This window comes from Acidithiobacillus ferrooxidans ATCC 23270, assembly GCF_000021485.1.
Taxonomy (GTDB): Bacteria; Pseudomonadota; Gammaproteobacteria; order Acidithiobacillales; family Acidithiobacillaceae; genus Acidithiobacillus; species Acidithiobacillus ferrooxidans.
On record NC_011761.1, the window covers coordinates 1,233,631 to 1,251,936 of the forward strand.

Annotated in this window: 20 protein-coding genes; 19 read left to right on the plus strand and 1 reads right to left on the minus strand. The window is 58.9% G+C overall.

What is annotated here, in order from left to right:
- Positions 1-28: 28 nt before the first annotated feature.
- Positions 29-997 (minus strand): cation diffusion facilitator family transporter, encoded by a 969-nt coding sequence (locus AFE_RS06680; protein WP_012536510.1) that lies wholly within the window; start codon positions 995-997, stop codon positions 29-31.
- A gap of 103 nt (positions 998-1,100) precedes the next feature.
- Here AFE_RS06680 and AFE_RS06685 point away from each other — a divergent pair, with 103 nt between their 5' ends.
- The 19 genes from AFE_RS06685 (at position 1,101) to ispC (ending at position 18,291) form a co-directional block, all read left to right on the plus strand.
- Complete coding sequence (locus AFE_RS06685; RefSeq protein ID WP_009561020.1) at positions 1,101-1,337, plus strand: MerR family transcriptional regulator; 237 nt, start codon at positions 1,101-1,103, stop codon at positions 1,335-1,337.
- Positions 1,334-1,888 carry a hypothetical protein gene (locus tag AFE_RS16065; RefSeq protein WP_012607066.1) on the plus strand — a complete coding sequence of 185 codons (555 nt, stop codon included), beginning with the start codon at positions 1,334-1,336 and terminating at the stop codon, positions 1,886-1,888. Before AFE_RS06685 ends, AFE_RS16065 begins: the two co-directional genes overlap by 4 nt.
- 201 nt (positions 1,889-2,089) lie before the next feature.
- Positions 2,090-3,346 carry a DEAD/DEAH box helicase gene (locus AFE_RS06690; RefSeq protein WP_012536512.1) on the plus strand — a complete coding sequence of 419 codons (1,257 nt, stop codon included), beginning with the start codon at positions 2,090-2,092 and terminating at the stop codon, positions 3,344-3,346.
- A 119-nt stretch (positions 3,347-3,465) separates the two neighbouring features.
- Positions 3,466-4,197 (plus strand): phosphate regulon transcriptional regulator PhoB, encoded by a 732-nt coding sequence (phoB, locus tag AFE_RS06695; RefSeq protein WP_012536513.1) that lies wholly within the window; start codon positions 3,466-3,468, stop codon positions 4,195-4,197.
- 61 nt (positions 4,198-4,258) lie between these two features.
- A complete protein-coding gene (phoR, locus tag AFE_RS06700; protein WP_012536514.1) occupies positions 4,259-5,587 on the plus strand; it encodes a phosphate regulon sensor histidine kinase PhoR in 1,329 nt (442 codons plus the stop codon).
- Between the two features lie 69 nt (positions 5,588-5,656).
- Entirely contained in the window at positions 5,657-6,676 is a 1,020-nt protein-coding gene (pstS, locus tag AFE_RS06705; protein ID WP_012536515.1) for a phosphate ABC transporter substrate-binding protein PstS, read from the plus strand.
- Between the two features lie 8 nt (positions 6,677-6,684).
- The gene (gene pstC, locus AFE_RS06710; RefSeq protein WP_012536516.1) at positions 6,685-7,710 is read left to right on the plus strand and encodes a phosphate ABC transporter permease subunit PstC; all 1,026 of its coding nucleotides are present in this window, start codon (positions 6,685-6,687) and stop codon (positions 7,708-7,710) included.
- Positions 7,707-8,561 (plus strand): phosphate ABC transporter permease PstA, encoded by an 855-nt coding sequence (gene pstA / locus AFE_RS06715; RefSeq protein ID WP_012536517.1) that lies wholly within the window; start codon positions 7,707-7,709, stop codon positions 8,559-8,561. The genes pstC and pstA overlap by 4 nt, the downstream gene beginning before the upstream one ends.
- The gene (gene pstB / locus AFE_RS06720) at positions 8,561-9,328 is read left to right on the plus strand and encodes a phosphate ABC transporter ATP-binding protein PstB (protein WP_012536518.1); all 768 of its coding nucleotides are present in this window, start codon (positions 8,561-8,563) and stop codon (positions 9,326-9,328) included. Before pstA ends, pstB begins: the two co-directional genes overlap by 1 nt.
- An 11-nt stretch (positions 9,329-9,339) precedes the next feature.
- Positions 9,340-10,053, plus strand: coding sequence for a phosphate signaling complex protein PhoU (phoU, locus tag AFE_RS06725; protein ID WP_012536519.1), 714 nt, complete (start codon positions 9,340-9,342; stop codon positions 10,051-10,053).
- 2 nt (positions 10,054-10,055) lie between these two features.
- The gene (locus AFE_RS06730; RefSeq protein ID WP_012536520.1) at positions 10,056-11,567 is read left to right on the plus strand and encodes a Ppx/GppA phosphatase family protein; all 1,512 of its coding nucleotides are present in this window, start codon (positions 10,056-10,058) and stop codon (positions 11,565-11,567) included.
- Between the two features lie 241 nt (positions 11,568-11,808).
- Positions 11,809-12,411, plus strand: coding sequence for a DedA family protein (locus tag AFE_RS06735; protein WP_009564726.1), 603 nt, complete (start codon positions 11,809-11,811; stop codon positions 12,409-12,411).
- Positions 12,412-12,615: 204 nt separating this feature from the next.
- Positions 12,616-13,368, plus strand: a complete 753-nt coding sequence (rpsB, locus tag AFE_RS06740) for a 30S ribosomal protein S2 (RefSeq protein ID WP_009564727.1) — start codon at positions 12,616-12,618, stop codon at positions 13,366-13,368.
- Between the two features lie 27 nt (positions 13,369-13,395).
- Positions 13,396-14,274 carry a translation elongation factor Ts gene (gene tsf, locus AFE_RS06745; protein WP_012536522.1) on the plus strand — a complete coding sequence of 293 codons (879 nt, stop codon included), beginning with the start codon at positions 13,396-13,398 and terminating at the stop codon, positions 14,272-14,274.
- A complete protein-coding gene (gene pyrH, locus AFE_RS06750) occupies positions 14,275-15,000 on the plus strand; it encodes a UMP kinase (RefSeq protein WP_009564729.1) in 726 nt (241 codons plus the stop codon). It begins immediately after the preceding gene.
- A complete protein-coding gene (gene frr, locus AFE_RS06755; protein WP_012536523.1) occupies positions 14,997-15,557 on the plus strand; it encodes a ribosome recycling factor in 561 nt (186 codons plus the stop codon). Before pyrH ends, frr begins: the two co-directional genes overlap by 4 nt.
- A gap of 3 nt (positions 15,558-15,560) precedes the next feature.
- Positions 15,561-16,322 (plus strand): isoprenyl transferase, encoded by a 762-nt coding sequence (locus AFE_RS06760; protein ID WP_012536524.1) that lies wholly within the window; start codon positions 15,561-15,563, stop codon positions 16,320-16,322.
- Complete coding sequence (locus AFE_RS06765; RefSeq protein WP_012536525.1) at positions 16,304-17,119, plus strand: phosphatidate cytidylyltransferase; 816 nt, start codon at positions 16,304-16,306, stop codon at positions 17,117-17,119. Before AFE_RS06760 ends, AFE_RS06765 begins: the two co-directional genes overlap by 19 nt.
- Positions 17,116-18,291 (plus strand): 1-deoxy-D-xylulose-5-phosphate reductoisomerase, encoded by a 1,176-nt coding sequence (gene ispC / locus AFE_RS06770; protein WP_012536526.1) that lies wholly within the window; start codon positions 17,116-17,118, stop codon positions 18,289-18,291. Before AFE_RS06765 ends, ispC begins: the two co-directional genes overlap by 4 nt.
- Positions 18,292-18,306: the final 15 nt, after the last annotated feature.

Below are 18,306 nucleotides of genomic sequence, written 5' to 3' on the forward strand. Positions count from 1 at the left end.
TGGGCCATGTCCGGGTCTGCCACCAAACTTATACCAGATGCTCCCCGGCCAGCTTGCAGGGATGGCCCGGATCGCCTGTTTCCACTTGCAAGGTAGGATGGACGATCTGAAAATGCGCGCGCAATTCTTCACCGATTTCATGGAGCAGCGCATCGCCGGGATAGCCGTCGGGCATGACCAGATGCGCAGTCAGCGCAGTTTCGGTGGTGCTCATGGCCCAGATATGCAGGTCATGCACGGCCGTGACGTTGGGTATCCCAAGCAAATAAACCCGTACCGCGTCGGTGTCGATACCCGGGGGGACGCCGTGCAGCGCCAGATGGGCGGAGTCACGCAATAAACCCCAGGTGGCCATCACAATCAATGCGCTGATAAGCAGACTGGCCGCAGAGTCCAGCCAGAACCAGTGGGTGAACAGCATCACGATCCCCGCAACAACTACGCCAAAAGAGATGGCTGCATCGCCTGCCATGTGCAAAAACGCCGCGCGGATATTCAAGTCGCCTTTTCGTCCCGATAGGAAGAGCAGGGCGGTTCCCGTATTGATCACTACCCCGAAGGCCGCCACACCGATTACGACGACACTTGCTACAGAGGCCGGGTGCAGCAGTCGCTCGATGGCTTCCCAGGCGATTCCGCCGGTGACCACCAGCAAAAAGACGGCATTCGCCAGCGCCGCGAGAATGGAAGAACTGCGTAGTCCATAGGTAAATCGCCCCGAAGGGGGGCGGTTGGCAAGGGCACTCGCTCCCCAGGCCATGAGCAGCCCCAGAACGTCACTGAGGTTATGGCCGGCGTCTGCCAGCAGCGCGAGGGAATGCCCAAGCACCCCGAACACCGCCTCGGTCAGTACGAAGCTCAGATTGAGTCCAATGCCGATCGCAAAAGCACGGCCATTCACGGGGGCATGACCATGCGCTCCATGGTGGTGTCCGTGATCATGAGGGGGCGCATGGGTATGCGGGGATTCTGTATGATCGGTGTGGTCGTGTGCCATATGGCATTCCTCAGCATTTTGGTTGAATATGACGTATTAAAAACCCTGGCGCCACTCCAGGGTCAAGGGGGTATGATATAGCGGTTTCCCTTGTGGGGGCTTTATGCAAATTGGCGCTTTGGGGCAGACATCAGGGGTGAGTCCGGACACCATCCGTTACGATGAACGGATGGGTCTTCTGAGCCCCCCAGGCCGACGGGCAAACGGCTATCGCGTTTATGGTCCGGCGCATCTGGAGCGGCCCGCCTTTGTGTGCCACTGCCGGGATCTGGATATGCCTCTGGCCGATATTCAGCGCCTTTTGCATCTGCTGGATCATCCTATGGAAGGAGACGTATGAAAAAATCACGTTTCGTGGTCATGGTCGGCTTGCTTCTCGGGGCGGGTGCGGGTTGCGCCGTATACCCCACCGGCTATGATTATTATGCTTATAGAGGCCAAGGGTATTACAGCGGTTACCCTGCGGTTGGCTACTGGTATCCACCCGGTGCTTACGCCCAGTATTACACCCCGCAATTATATTTTCAGACCCAACTGTGGAACTACTATCCACGGTCCTATTATTACCGTTATTTTGCGGCGCCGCCGCCGCCCATGCGCCGCGGGATACCGTTGCCACCCAGACCGCCTGTGGGTGTACCTTTGCCGCCGCCACCGCGCGTACCCATGGGTGCGCCCGGGCGATTCGTTTCACCTCCTCCGCCGCCACCGCGCGTACCCATGGGTATGCCGGGGCGATTCGTTTCACCTCCTCCGCAGGCTTTTCCGGGGTACAGGGCGCAGGCTCCGGAAGGGCAGCGGCCACGCTTCGCGCCACCTCCGCAGCGCCCCGGACAGCATCCAGATCGGGGGCCTCCGGACAAGTCGCGGCAGCCCCAGGGCGGTCCCTGATGGTCTCCTGGGCAGCCCAGCGCTTTGCCGGATATGGCCGTCACCATTTATCACTCGTAATGGGTAATCTGTTCTGTTAGAGTGCGCTTGCCGTCATGCCTCAGTCTGTATGACGCGCGTCGCACTGGTCCCCACCTTTATGAAGCGTCTGCCATAGACTGGCGCCCTTGTGGCGAGGCCGGTGTTTTCGGAGTAAAACTTATGTCGTCTTTTGAATCTCTGGGCCTTTCTGAGCCTATCTGGCGTGCGGCTGCCGAACGTGGCTACACCAGTCCCACCCCTATTCAGGAACAGGCCATCCCGGTAGTCATGTCCGGTGTCGATCTGCTGGCGGGTGCACAGACGGGTACCGGCAAGACTGCCGCGTTTGCCATGCCCATCCTGCACAAACTGGCGGTTACCGCAGGTAGTGCGTCACGCGCTCCTTCCAGTGTGCGTGCGCTGATTCTGGTCCCCACCCGCGAACTGGCGGCGCAGGTGGAGGCGAGCGTGCAGTTGTACGGGCGCTATCTTCCCCTGCGCTCCCTGGTGCTCATCGGTGGGGTCAAGATCAATCCCCAGATGCAGAAACTGCGCCGCAGCGTAGATATCCTGGTAGCCACCCCCGGTCGCCTGCTGGATCATATCCAGCAGCGCAGTGTCGACCTCTCTCACGTCGAAATTCTGGTGCTCGACGAAGCCGATCGCATGCTCGACATGGGCTTTATCCGTGACATCCGGCGCATCCTTGCGGTATTGCCGAAAAAGCGCCAGAACCTGCTGTTCTCGGCGACGTTTTCGCCGGAAATCCGTGGGCTGGCCGATGGCCTGTTGAACAACCCGACCAGTGTTGAGGTCGCGGCACGCAATGCCACTGCCGATAATGTCGCCCAGCGGGTTTTTGCCGTCGATCAGGACCGCAAACGCGAGCTTCTTTCCCATCTGATCGAAGAACATCAATGGGGGCAGGTGCTGGTTTTCACTCGTACCAAGCATGGTGCCGACCGCCTTGCCAGGCACTTATCGCAGGATGGCATGCAGGCGATGGCAATCCACGGCGATAAGAGCCAGGGCGCCCGTACCCGCGCCCTGGCGGAGTTCAAGGAAGGCAAAGTGCAGGTCCTGGTGGCGACGGATATCGCCGCTCGCGGTATCGACATCAGCGAGCTGCCCCACGTGGTGAACTTTGAACTTCCTCATGTGCCGGAAGATTATGTCCATCGTATCGGACGGACCGGTCGCGCCGGTAACAACGGCCAGGCCGTATCGCTGGTGAGCAGCGAGGAGCGTAAGCAGTTACAGGACGTGGAGAAGCTCCTGCGGCGCTCCTTCGACCGGGAGATCGTCATCGGTTTCGAGCCGCGGCAGTCTTTCTCCGGTCATGCACCGTCAGCGGCGGCGCGTCGTCCAGCTCAGGCCGCAGGGCGAGGTCGGCCCGGTTCAGGAGCGGTGCCTTCGGGTCGTGCCCGCCGCGCCTGAGAACATGATCCTTCCCATCCTGTACTGACGGGGTTATTTTGGTGTGCAACGTCTTGGCATTCCGCCAGGGCTTGCGCCACAATAAGCGGACAGTGGGCGTATCCGGACAAAAGGCAGGTATGGACGAAGACAAGGTATCCTCCCGTGTCCTGGTAGTGGAGGATGAGGAAGGCATTCAGGAACTCCTGCGCGTTACCCTGCAGCGTAATGGCTTTGACGTTCGCTGTGAGGGCAGCGTCGAATCGGCGGAAGCGGTACTCCAGACCTGGGGGCCGCAGTTGCTGGTGCTCGACTGGATGCTTCCCGGCAAAAATGGCCTGGCATGGTGCCGTATGCTGCGCCGTCGTGAAGAGACCCGGAAGCTGCCCATCATCCTCCTTACCGCGCGCGGTGAAGAGGGTGACAGGGTGCATGGTCTGGAATCAGGTGCGGATGATTATCTGGCCAAACCCTTTTCTCCGCGGGAACTGGTGGCGCGGGTCAATGCCCTGCTGCGGCGCAGTTACGGTGGTACGGCGGCGGGCCGGGTGCGGCTTGGCGGTCTGCAGGTGGATCTGCGCGCGCATCGGGTCTACGCCGATGAGGTACAGGTTCATCTCGGGCCAACCGAGTTTCGTCTTTTGCGTCTTTTTGTGACCAATCCGGAACGGGTCTTTTCGCGGGATATGCTGCTCGATCAGATCTGGGGGCGGCAGAGTTTTGTCGAAGAGCGCACGGTCGACGTCCACATTCGCCGCTTGCGTCGGGGGCTGGAGCACCACGGTTACGCCCAGATCATCGAAACTGTCAGGGGCGAAGGCTATCGCTGTAGTGCTTTGGGTTTCCAGCGGGAAGTGGTGGACGAGCGATGACTGGTGTGGCGGTTTTTGCGCATTCAGCAGGCCGCAGCACACCCCGGCATATCTTTCCGGCGTGAAGTACCTCCGTGCCTGGTTTTACCCCTTGGCGCTCTGGGCGTTGATTCCAATTTTTCTGGCCGCCGATGATCTGCACGCCTGGTCCTACCTCCCACTGGTGATCATCGCTTTCTTGCTGGCGCTCTGGGTCGGATGGCATCGCCAGCAATCCCTGAGTTTCAGCGCTTGGTTCCGTAACCCGTCTACCTCGTTGCCACCGCTAGCGGGGGGGATGTGGGAGGAGACGTTTGCCGAGGGCTACCACTGGCGACGTGATCAGGAGGCGCAGCACCGCCAGCTCAGCGCCCAGATCGTACAGTTGCGTGACGCCTTGCAGGCGATGCCCGATGTTGTGGTATTGATGGACGAGCGTGGCCAATTGCTCTGGGTGAATCCTTCGGGTATCCGCTTGCTGCAACTGCAATGGCCCGATGACGCGGGCAAGCCGCTGGCTTTCTGGCTGCGGACTCCGCATCTGCGCGCCTTTCTCGCCGGCGAAGGGCCACCCAGCCTGCAGCTCCCGGCCCCGGCAGATGCACAACAGATTTTGGAGGGCATGCGTTATCCCCTCGCCGATGCGGGTGCTTTGGTCATCTTCCGGGATGTGACCCGTATCCGTCAGCTTGAACAGGTCCGTCAGGACTTCGTAGCCAATGTCTCCCATGAGTTGCGCAGCCCGCTGACGGTGGTACGCGGTTTCCTGGAAAACATGCTGGACAGTCCCATCGCTGCCGACGATGAGGTGAGTAGTCAACTCCGTCTCATGGAACAGCAGACGCTGCGCATGCAGTCTTTGGTCGAAGACTTGCTGTCTCTGGCACGTATGGAGGCCGCCGAGGCGAATCCGGAACACTGCGAAACGCTCATGATCGCGGCTATGATACACAACACCCTGGACACCCTGGCCCCCGCCATAGTGCAAAAACGGTTGCAGATCGACACGGCGCTGGATGGCGACTTGGGCATTTTCGCAGAAACCATCGATCTGACCAGTATCATCCGAAACTTGTTGGAAAACGCCATCAAATATACCCCGGCGGACCGCACCGTCAGCGTGCGCTGGGAACGTCGCTCGGGCGATCTGCGTTTGGTGGTGCAGGATACCGGCGACGGTATCGCTGCCGAGCACTTGCAGCGTATCACCGAGCGTTTTTATCGGGTGGACAAAGGTCGCTCCCGACGCATGGGGGGTACGGGGCTGGGACTGGCCATTGTCCGTCACGCTGTCGAGCGTTATCAGGGGTATCTGGAAGTGGCTAGTGAAGTGGGTAAGGGAACCACTTTTACTGCGCATTTTCCGCTCCATCTCGCCCGCAGCTTTCCTTCCGACTCCGCAGTGTCATAAAACAGTAATAAAACCTTGCTATAGTCTCTGTGCAGCTTTTCATTAAACCTGTATAGGGGGCGTGATATCATGAAGATCAAGGGTGTGGCTTTTGTGTTGGGGGTGATGAGCCTGGGTGTGGCAGGGCTGGCGCAGGCGGAAACCATTTCCGCCGCAGGCGGCACAGCCATTTATCCCGTCCTGTCCAAATGGGCGGAAACTTACAAACAGAAAACCGGCATCATGGTGAATTATCAGGCCATCGGTTCCGGTGGCGGGATTGCCCAAATCAAGGCCAAAACCGTCGCTTTCGCCAACAGCGACATGCCTCTCCAGCCTGAATATCTCAACAAAGACCAGCTCGTCCAGTTTCCGGCTGTGATTATTGGCATTACCCCCGTCGTGAATGTCCCCGGTATAAAGCCCGGTGAACTGACCTTCAACGGCGCCGTACTCACCGGTATTTATCTGGGCAAGATCAAGAAATGGAACGACGCGGCCATTGCCGACCTCAATAAGGGCGTTCATCTGCCGGATATGAATATCACGGTGGTCCATCGTTCTGACGGTTCCGGAACCACCTTCAACTTTACCAATTATCTGGCCAAGGTCAGCCCGGAATGGAAGCAACGGGTGGGCGATAACACGGCTGTTTCCTGGCCCGTCGGTGTGGGTGGCAAGGGCAATGCGGGCGTCGCCGCATATGTACAGCGGATTCCTGGAGCCATCGGCTACGTGGAATATGCCTACGCCAAGGAAAATCACATGGCTTACGGCAAAATGATCAATGCTGCGGGCAAGGTGGTGGCCCCTGATCTGGCTACTTTCCAGGCCGCCGCGGCAAATGCGGATTTTACCAAGGTAGAGGATTTCTACGTGATTCTCACCAACCAGCCGGGTGCCCAGAGTTGGCCCATTTCCGCTGCGACTTACATCCTGATGCGCCAGGATGCCCATAAGACGGTCAATGCGGGAGTCCTGAAGTTTGCACGCTGGTTCCTGACAGCCCCGCAGGCGCAAGCGGAAGCCAGGGGCCTGGATTATGTGCCATTACCAAAAACTACGGTGACGCAGATTGAGGCGTACTGGAAAAGGAATCTGGGCCAGTGAGCTAAGATATGGACGATACCCGCGATGCAGAGTCGGGAATACGGATGGCGGCGACGGTGCCGTCCCCCGCAGTGCCATCTCGCATCAACCCCGCGCGATCACGACGCCTGCATGCCATGGACCGGAGATTCCGCTGGCTGACGGCCGGGCTCGCCTTTTTGGTCCTGCTCCTGCTGGTCGGGGTGGCGTTGTCCCTGTTTTTGCGCGGGTGGGAAGCTTTTCATCGGTTTGGCTTCGCTTTTTTCTGGAGCGATAGCTGGGATCCGGTTACCGAGAACTTCGGCGCTCTGGTACCGATTTACGGAACTTTGGTCAGCTCCCTGATCGCCCTGCTGATCGCCGTGCCCATCAGTTTCGGCATCGCGTTATTTATCAGCGAACTCGCACCCGAATGGTTACGCCAACCGGTCGGCAGCGCCATTGAACTGCTGGCGGGTATCCCCAGTATCATCTTCGGCATGTGGGGTCTTTTCGTCTTTGCGCCGGTTTTGGGCAGCGCAGAGCCTTGGCTCAATGACCATCTGGGTGCTCTGCCGGCTGTCGGGGCACTGTTTCGCGGTCCGCCGATGGGCATTGGTATGCTGACTGCCGGTATTATTCTGGCCATCATGGTGATCCCCTTTATTTCCGCGATCATGCGCGATGTTTTTCTGGTCGTGCCAGCGCTGCTCAAAGAGTCGGCCTATGGCCTGGGTGCCACGACCTGGGAAGTGGCACGCCATGTGGTTCTCCCTTATACCCGTACGGCGGTAGTCGGCGGAGTATTCCTCGGTCTGGGCCGTGCCCTTGGTGAAACCATGGCGGTAACCTTTGTGATCGGTAATGCCCACGACCTCCATATCTCTCTGCTCGACGCCGGAAACTCCATCGCCGCCGCGCTGGCGAACGAGTTTGCGGAGGCCTTTTCACCCATGTACAAGTCGGCGCTCATGGCCTTGGGTTTCATTCTCTTCATCATTACCTTCGTGGTGCTGGTGTTGGCCAAACTGATGCTCTGGCGTCTCGGTCAGGGACAAGGGAAGGTGGGTTTATGAATACGGCCAGGAACGCCCGTTACCTGCGCCGCCGCTTCTGGAATATCTTCAATCTGGGTATGGCCATGGCAACGACGCTGTTTGGCCTCTTCTGGCTGGTCTGGATTCTTTGGACCACTCTCTCTTATGGTGCTGGCGCCCTCAACCTGGAACTGTTTACAGGTGACACGCCGGCGCCTGGCAGTATCGGGGGCTTGCGCAATGCCTTCGTGGGCAGCCTGCTGATGATCGGCGTGGCGGTGATGATTGGTACCCCTGTGGGAATCCTGGCCGGCACCTATCTCGCGGAGTTTGCGCAAGGCAGCCGACTCGCGGCAGTCATCCGTTTTTTTAATGATATTCTGCTCAGCGCACCCTCCATCGTGATCGGTCTGTTTATTTACGCAGTGGTGGTGGTGCCCATGGGGAGCTTCTCGGGTCTTGCCGGGGCTTTGTCACTGGCTATTTTGCTTTTACCGGTCGTCCTGCGCACTACGGATGAGATGCTGGGCATGGTCCCTGGCACCATGCGCGAGGCGGCTCTGGCCTTGGGAGCGCCTCACTGGAAGATGATCGTTCAGGTGAGTTACCGGGCCGCACGTTCTGGTATACTCACCGGGGTTCTACTGGCGGTGGCGAGAATCAGTGGCGAGACCGCACCACTGCTGTTCACGGCGCTCAGTAATCAGTTTTTCAGCACGAATCTGGACAAACCGATCGCCAATGTCCCGGTAGTCATCTTTCAATTTGCCATGAGTCCTTATCCGGAATGGCAGCATCTGGCCTGGGCGGGCGCGTTGATAGCTGCCATGGCTGTGCTAGTCTTGAGCCTTGTTTCCCGCTTTCTTATCAAAGACAGGAGCCCGCGTTAATGTCGGAACCCCAGAAAACCAAAATATCCGTCCGCCACCTGGACTTTTTTTACGGGAGCAACAAGGCCCTCATAGATATCAATCTGGAAATACCTGAGAATCAGGTGACCGCGTTCATCGGGCCGTCGGGTTGCGGCAAGTCGACGCTTCTGCGGGTATTTAATCGCATGTATTCCCTATACCCCGGGCAACGGGCGACCGGCGAAGTGCTGCTGGATGGTGAGAATATTCTCGCTCCCGGCATGGATGTGAATATGCTGCGCGCTAAAATCGGCATGGTGTTTCAGAAGCCAACGCCTTTCCCCATGTCCATCTATGACAATATTGCTTTTGGCATCAAGCTCTATGAAAAATTGCGCAAAGTGGAGATGGACGAGCGGGTGGAGCAGGCGTTGCGCCATGCTGCCCTCTGGGAAGAGGTGAAAGACAAACTCAAGACGAGCGGGCTGGGGTTGTCCGGTGGGCAGCAGCAACGCCTGTGTATCGCGCGCGCGGTGGCGGTGAAGCCGGAGGTGATCCTGCTCGATGAACCGACCTCCGCACTGGACCCCATCGCCACCCTCAAGATTGAAGAGCTGGTGAGCGAACTGCAGAATCAGTTTACCATCCTGATCGTCACCCATAACATGCAACAGGCGGCGCGAGTATCTGATTATACCGCATTTATGTATATGGGCGAGATGGTGGAATTTGATTCCACCCATCAGTTATTCACTAATCCCAGCAAGAAGCAGACTGAAGACTACATCACGGGTCGCTACGGTTAAGGAGCGCAGCTATGGACAAAGAACCACATATTTCCCAGCGTTTTGATGAAGAACTCCATGAGGTCCACGCCCTGGTGCTCGCCATGGGCGGTGTGGTGGAGGAGCAGATCACGAATGCTATCAAGGCACTGCAGGAGCCAGATGCCGAACTGGCCCGTGAAGTGATCGGGCGTGACCACGAGGTGAATGGTTACGAGGTGCGTATTGAAGAGGAGTGCATCAACATTCTGGCTACGCGTCAGCCTGCCGCCAGCGATCTGCGTCTGGTGATGACCCTGATCAAGACTATCGCGGATCTGGAGCGTATGGGCGACAAGGCCAGCAAGATTGCCGATATGGCCTTGGCTATGGGACATGGCGCGCGCAACGACAATCCGGCCTTTCTCAGAGACGTGGGCGTCATGGCCGACTATGCCCTGAATATGTTGCGCCGCGCCATGGATGCCCTGGCCCGTGCGGATGCGGAGGAAGCCATTGCCGTCGCCAAAGGCGATGAGGTGCTCAATCAGGAATACCGCTCTGCCCTGCGCCGTCTGATTACCTACATGATGGAAGATCCGCGCACCATCACCCCGGCCATTGATGCGCTCTTTATCGCCAAAGCCATCGAGCGTATTGGAGATCATGCCCGGAACATCTGCGAATACGTCATTTATCTTGCCAAAGGGAAAAGTGTCCGGCATCTTCCATTGGACGAGGTAGAACAAAGCATCCAGGGGAAATAGCGGTGGCAGAATCCGCAGCCACAGCAGGGCTCGAAAATTTTCTGGCGGCGGTGGACCTGGGTTCCAACTCTTTCCATATGGTGGTAGCAGAAGAAATCGGCTCTGATATCCGTCTGCATGATCGTTTGCGCGAAGGCGTTCGCCTGGCGGAGGGCTTGCGCGACGACGGCAGTCTCGATCCGGAAGTCGAAAAACGCGCGCTGGATTGTCTGGCACGCTTCGGGCAGCGTCTACGAGGCATTCGTCCGGAGCGGGTGCGGGTAATCGGCACCAATACCCTGCGTCAGGCGAGCGCTACGGAAGGTTTTGTCCGTGCTATTGAAAACACCCTCGGCTATCCGCTGGAAATCGTGGCCGGCCGTGAAGAAGCCCGTCTGGTCTATCTGGGTGTCGCGCACAGTCTTGCGGTGGACGCCCGTGAACGACGTCTGGTAGTGGATATCGGAGGGGGCAGCACCGAATTGATCGCGGGCCAAGGGTTTATCCCTGACCTGCGGGAGAGTCTGCATTTCGGCTGCGTGGCCTCCACCCGTGCCTATTTCCCCGATGAGCAGATTGCAGCACCTGCCTGTGAGCGCCTGGAAAAGCGGGTACGCATGGCGGTGGAACCCATGCTGGAGGACTTTGCCAGTCACGGCTGGGATCAGGCTGTGGGTTCATCTGGCACGATCAAGTCGATTGGCCGTATCCTTGCCGAGGGCGGTCAGGGCCCGCGCATCACCCGCGCAGGCATGCACTGGCTGCGTGAACAGCTGATGCGTCTTGGTTCGGTGCGTGCGTTGACTCGGCTGAAAGGCCTGAAGCCCGATCGTGCCGCAGTCTTCCCAGGCGGTTTCATCATCCTTTTTGCGCTCTTCGAGTCATTGGGTCTGCAGGAAATGCGCTTTTCCGAGGGAGCATTGCGCGAGGGGGCCATTTACGATCTGCTTGGCCGCATCCATCAGGAAGATACCCGTGAGATGAGCATCTGCAGCCTGCAGGAACGTTTTCACAGCCAGGTATTGCGTAATCAGAGCGTGGCGCGGTGGGCGGAACGCTTTTTTACCTCTGCGACCGGGACCTGGCCGCTCCACGAAGGCCATCAGCAATGGCTGCGCTGGGCCGCCTTAACCCACGATATCGGTCTGGACATCGCCCATTCCGGATATCACAAGCATGGTGAATATGTCTGGCGGAACGCGGATATCGCGGGTTTTTCGCGCCGTGAGCAGGGTGTCGTTGCGGCATTGCTCCGTGCCCAGCGTAAACGCTTGCCTGGTCTTGCTCAGTTGCGTTCTTTGGGAGTGGCTGCAGAGGATGTGGTGCCTCTTCAGCAGTTGGCGATCCTGCTTCGCCTGGCCATCCTTTTCCATCGGGGCGCACTCCCGCTGGTGGCCCCGCCGGATTTGACGGTGACCGGCCGGCATGTCGTCCTGCACCTGCCAGCGCGCTGGCTGACGGATATGCCGCTGCTGGCCGCTGATCTCGAACAGGAGCAGGAATGGATCACGCCGGATTTCCACCTGCAGTGGTAACCGCTGGTGGCAAGCCTGACCCAGCGGCATTTGGCGAGTTTTTTGCTGGAGGCCATGGCCAGCGCTTTGCCGGTCGGCCTACGATACCGCTGAAGTCAATGAATATTCCTGCGGAATAGCGACGCGGTCTCGATGGCTTGCTAGATCAGCCCCCGAACCGATTTGCGTCTGTCGGCACCTTTGTTATTGTTGCCCATGCCGGAGACGCTCCCGGCCGATCGGGGAGGATGCAACCATTGATGTGATCAACGAGATGCTGGGCTGGCTGCGTCTTCAACCTATCACCCTGGATATGATCATCGCCTTTCTGCGCCAGTACGGTTACTGGATTCTCTTCATTGGCACGCTGCTCGAGGGGGAGGCTGTCGTGATTGTTGCCGGTGCCCTGGCCCATGCCGGAGTACTGGATCTCCCCTTGGTGATATTCGTCTCCTGGCTGGGTAGCACGCTCAACGATCAGGTGCTTTACCAGCTTGGTTACCGTTATGGCGAACGCCTGCTGAATATGCTGCCGCGCTTTCTGCGCCGCCACGTGGGCCAGGCCGAGGGTTTGATCCGCCGGTTTGGTGACTGGGTGACGCTGTTCTTCCGTTTTATCTATGGTACCCGCACCATTACCCCCATCCTGCTAGGGGTGCATCGCTATCCAGCGCAGCGTTATCTGTGGATGAACCCGGCCGCCGCAGCGGTGTGGGCGGCCGCCATCGCCGGGATCGGATACGCCCTTGGCGCCTCGCTGCGGAGTCTGCTGAAAAGCGTTCAACATGTGCAGATTGTGCTCCTGCTGCTGTTGATCGCTGTAGCGTTGGCGTACTGGTGGTGGCATCGGCGCCATGGTGAATGAAGCGCCGCGGTCGCCCCAGCAGGGCAGGGCAGATGCCTGATTCGCATACGTCGGATGATTTGCCAGAGCCCCCGGTTTTGTGCTAAAAAGCGCTGGGCTTAGGCCTAATACTCACACGTGCCAATACAGGGCAGCCGGGTGTCCGTAAGGATGGCTGCATGGGGCGCGTGGCGGATCATAACCCTGAATACTGGAGAAAACCCTATGAGCAGCAATGTTACCATGCGCGCCCTGTTGGAAGCCGGCGTCCACTTTGGTCACCAATCCCGTTACTGGCACCCGAAAATGGCACCATACCTTTTCGGTGAGCGTAATCGCATTCACATCATCAATCTCGAACACACTTTGCCCATGCTGCGCACGGCGCTCAGCTTTGTCGAACAGATTTCCCGCAAGCACGGCCGCATCCTTTTTGTCGGTACCAAACGCCAGGCGCGCGAGGCCGTCGAGCAGGAAGCTCGACGCAGCGGCGCCTTCTTCGTGAATCAGCGCTGGTTGGGTGGTACCCTGACCAATTTCAAGACCATCCGTCAGTCCATTCGTCGTCTCGATGAACTGGATCAGATGACGGCGGATGGCACCATGGAAAAACTCACCAAAAAAGAAGGGCTCACCCTGACTCGCGAGCGCGACAAGCTGGAGCGCAGCCTCGGTGGCATCAAGGACATGAACGGTCTGCCGGATGCCATCTTTGTCATCGATGTTGGTCATGAAAATATCGCCGTTCTGGAAGCCCGAAAGCTGGGTATCCCGGTGATCGGTGTGGTGGATAGCAACTGTGATCCGTTGCTCATCGACTTTCCCATCCCCGGTAATGATGATGCAACCCGCGCCATTCGCCTGTATGCCTCGCTGGTAGCCGATGCCATTCTCGACGGTCGTCAGGGTGGAGAGTCTGGGCTGCTCGACGAGTTTGTCGAGGTGGACGAAGAGACCATCGAAATCGACGCAGACTAACCCATTCATCATAACCAAGGAGCATTCATGGCTATCAGTGCACAACAAGTCAAGGAACTGCGTGAGCGCAGCGGCGCCGGCATGATGGAATGTAAAACGGTGCTGACCGAAGCCGAAGGCGATATGGAGGCGGCTATCGACCTTCTGCGCGCGCGCGGTCTGGCCAAGGCCGATAAAAAGGCGAGCCGGGTGGCCGCAGAGGGCGTCATCGTCACAGCCCTCAGCGAGGATCAAAAGCGGGGCGTCGTTCTCGAGGTCAACTGCGAAACAGATTTTGTCGCCAAAAATGAAGATTTCCTGGCGCTGGCGAAGGACTGCGCCGGGCAGGCCCTGGCGCAGGGGCTCAAAGATGCCGAAGCCCTGCTGGCGGATGCCGGAGTGGAAGAGCGGCGTAAAGGTCTGGTCAGCAAACTGGGCGAGAATATCAGCCTGCGTCGCCTGCAGCACCTACAGGTCATGGATGGTGTGATCGGTGCCTATGTTCACGGCAGCCGCATCGGTGTGCTCGTGGCCCTGGAGGGCCAGGCGGCCACCAGTGAACTTGGCCGCGATGTGGCCATGCATGTGGCTGCGGCGCGCCCCGAAGTGATTCATCCCGGCGAAGTATCCCCGGAACGTCTGAATCGTGAAAAGGAAATTTTGATCACCCAGGCGGCGGATAGCGGCAAGCCGGCAGACATCATTGAAAAGATGATCTCCGGACGTCTGAACAAGCTGCTCAACGAAATCGCCCTTACCGGACAGCCTTTTGTCAAAGACCCTGACCGCAGTGTCGGCCAGTTGATACAGAGCTTTCCTGGCGTCGAGGTGCTGGAGTTCGTCCGTTTTGAAGTGGGGGAGGGGATAGAAAAGGCCCCCACCGCGGATTTTGCGACCGAGGTCATGGCGCAAGTCCGGGGGTCCTGAGTGGCGGCGCCCTTGTATTCCCGTATTCTCCTCAAGCTTAGCGGCGAGGCGCTCATGGGCGATGGTCAGTACGGTGTGGACCGTGAGGTCGTACAGCGTATAGCCAGGGAAATCAAGGATGTCTCCGACACCGGAGTACAGATCGCCATCGTGATCGGTGGCGGTAATATTTTCCGGGGTATGGCCAAGGCGGCCGAAGGCATGGATCGCGCCACCGCCGACTATATGGGTATGCTGGCGACGGTCATGAATGCCCTCGCCGTGCAGGATGCCCTGGAGCACCTCGGTCTGCCGACCCGGGTGCTGTCGGCGCTGCATATCGAACAGGTCGCGGAGCCTTATATCCGGCGGCGTGCTATCCGCCATCTGGAAAAGGGACGGGTGGTCATCTTCGGCGCTGGTACCGGGAATCCCTTTTTTACCACCGATACGGCGGCCAGCCTGCGCGCGGTGGAAATCAATGCCGAACTAGTGCTTAAGGGGACCAAGGTAGACGGTGTTTACACAGACGACCCCGTCAGCCACCCCGAGGCCATGCGCTACCGGGAACTGTCCTATAGCCAGGTATTGGAGCAGAACTTACAGGTTATGGATGCGACGGCTATCACCCTCTGCCGCGATAATGACATGCCGATCATCGTTTTTTCCATCAACAAATCCGGCGCATTGATGCGGGTGATGCTGGGTGAAGAGGAAGGCACTTCCGTGCGCAGAGAGATTGCATGACTATTCAAGGAATCAAGAAAGATTCAGAAGCCCGGATGAAGAAGAGCATCGAGTCGCTGAAGGGGGAGCTTACCCGGCTGCGTACCGGCCGGGCCAGTGCCGGTCTGCTGGATCACGTACAACTGGACTACTACGGCGCGCCGACACCACTGGCGCAGGTCGCTTCGGTTTCGGTGGCGGATGCTCGCTCACTGCTGGTGACACCGTGGGAAAAGAACCTGATTCCCAAAATTGACAAGGCCATTCGTGACGCCGGTCTGGGACTCAATCCGGTGGCGGGTTCGGATAACGTTCGCGTGCCCTTGCCGGCGCTTTCAGAGGAACGTCGTAAGGAAATGGTAAAGGTGGTCCGGCAGGAAGGGGAGGGCGCACGCGTGGCGATTCGGAACATCCGTCGCGACAGCATTTCTCAGGTCAAGGAACTCCATAAGCAGAAAGCCATCTCCGAAGATGAAGAGCGACGGGCTGAGGAGGAGTTTCAGAAGCTGACTGACCGGTATATTGACGAAGTGGATGCTGTGGTGGAGGCCAAGGAAGCTGACCTCATGGAGGTCTGAGCCATGCCTTCCGCCGACCTGACCCCGCCCGCCATGCCCCGCCACATTGCCGTCATCATGGATGGCAATGGTCGGTGGGCGTACCGTCGGCACTTGCCACGGGTGGCCGGCCATCGCCGCGGTGCCGAGGTGGTCCGGGAGATGGTGCAGTCCTGCGCGGATCTCGGTATTCCCTACCTGACGCTTTTCGCTTTCAGCACCGAGAACTGGCGACGTCCAGCCATTGAAGTTCGTTTGCTGATGAATCTGTTCCGTCTTTTGCTGCGGCGGGAAGCACGCAAGTTGCATGAGAATGGCGTTCGTCTGCGTATCATCGGTGATCGCAGCGCACTGGATCCGGAGATATGCCAGCTCATCGATGAGGCGGAGGCGCTCACCCGCAACAATCAGCGACTCCAGCTCAATCTGGCAGTGAATTATGGCGGACGTTGGGATATTGCACAGGCAGCACGAGCAGCGATGGCGGCGGTACAGGCGGGGGACCTCGCCCTTGAAGACTTCTCCGCCGCACATATTGCCCGGCATCTCTGTCTGGCAGACATCCCCGAGCCCGATCTGCTGATCCGTACCGGTGGCGAGGAGCGTATCAGTAACTTTCTGCTTTGGCAGTTGGCTTATACCGAGTTTTACTTCAGCGATACGCTGTGGCCGGATTTCAACCGCGCAGCTCTGGAGCATGCGCTGCATTCTTTCGCGCATCGGCAGCGGCGCTTCGGACGTACGGGCGATCAGGTGCTGGAGGGCGATTGCTCCGTCAGCGACTGATCACCGCATTCCTGTTATTCCTGCTGACCCTTGTGCTGATTTTTCGGGCACCATTCTGGATTTTCGTCGTTTTCCTCACGCTGGTGGCATTTCTGGGAGGGCGGGAATGGGGCCACCTCAGCCTGATAGCATGGCCGGGCGGGTTGGGCCTGATACTCGCAGCGCTGATTCCTTCGCTACTCATGCTCCCGCAGCATCTTCCCTGGGTGTCCATGGCTCTGGGCAGTGTGGTCTGGTGGATGCTTCTCGCCACAGGGCTGGTGCTGATGTCCCCCTCCCTGTTACGCGATGCGCCAGCCTGGCAGCGCCCATTGAGCGCCATCACGGCGTTCCCGGTACTATTGCCTGCCCTGCTCTTCAGCGTGTCTTTGCAGCGATATGCCCCGCAGTTTTTATTGTGGGTAATCCTTGTGATCAGTGCCGGCGACGTAGGCGCGATGGCTTCCGGTAAAATCTGGGGACGCCACCGGTTGGTACCGCGCATCAGCCCCGGCAAGACCTGGGAGGGACTGGTGGGTGGCTTGCTTGCCAGCGCCATTATGGGCACACTGGGCGCATGGATATGGGTAGGTGCGGCCACCCCGATACTCCTTTCCGGCACCTTCTTGGGTCTGATTACGGGTGCTTTCGCGGTCTTGGGAGATCTTTCCGAGAGTTTTTTGAAACGCCGCGCCGATAGCAAGGATAGTGGCCAGTTGTTGCCGGGGCATGGCGGCCTGCTGGATCGCTTGGACAGCATGAGCGCAGGCATCCCGGTGTTTGTCGCCGGGCTTTATTTTCTGGATTGGTGGAAATGACACGAGGCATCTGCATACTCGGGGCTACGGGCTCCATCGGCAAGAGCACCCTGGATGTGGTGTCGCGCCACCCCGACCAATTCCGGATCGTCGCGCTTACCGGCAATCACCGTGTGGCAGAGATGCAGTTGCTGTGTCAGCAACATCATCCCGAGTTGGTGGTTATGGCTGCCCCGGAAGCGGCGCAGCAGTTGCGGGTGGGGCTAGGCGATGCCGGCCTCAAGAAGATCCAGGTAGAGAGTGGCCCGGAGGCGCTTGCCGAAGCGGCACGTATGTCCGGCGTCGATGAGGTGATGGCAGCCATTGTGGGCGCCGCCGGCCTGTTACCGACCCTGGCCGCCGTAGAAGCCGGGAAAAAGGTCTATTTGGCCAACAAGGAATGTCTGGTGATGGCGGGCAACCTCTTCATGGAGCGTGTGCGACAGCATCAGGTGACGCTGCTTCCCATCGATAGCGAGCACAATGCTGTATTCCAGTGCTTTGCAGATGGCAAAGGCGTGCGCCGTATTCTGCTGACGGCTTCCGGAGGACCGTTCCGGACCTGGCCGGCGGAGCATCTGGCGGTGGTAACGCCGGACCAGGCCTGTGCCCATCCCAACTGGGTCATGGGCCGAAAAATCTCCGTAGACTCTGCAACCATGATGAATAAGGGGCTGGAGGTCATCGAGGCGCATTGGCTCTTTGACCTCCCCGCCTCCCGGATCGACGTGATGATTCATCCCCAGAGCATCATCCATTCCATGGTGGAATATGTGGATGGCTCCGTGCTGGCGCAACTGGGCAACCCCGATATGCGCACCCCCATTGCCCATGCTCTGGCTTTTCCAGAGCGCATGGAAAGCGGGGTTTCGTCTCTGGATCTGGCGCATGGGCCGGACCTTCAGTTCGAGGCACCAGACTTACAGCGGTTTCCTTGCCTGGCCCTCGCTTTTGATGCCCTGCAGGCAGGGGGAGCAGCAGCGACGGTGCTGAACGCGGCGAATGAGATTGCCGTACAGGCCTTCCTGGAAGGGCACCTGCCATTTCTACGAATTGCGGCCGTCGTCGAAGATACCCTTGGTGAATTACAGCCCGCCGCCCCAGACCATCTGGACGATGTGCTGGCTATCGACCAACTGGCACGGGAAGTGGCTCTCCGCCACCTGGCCCGGCATGGATCGGGTATGCAGTGATTCCTCTGACCGCGC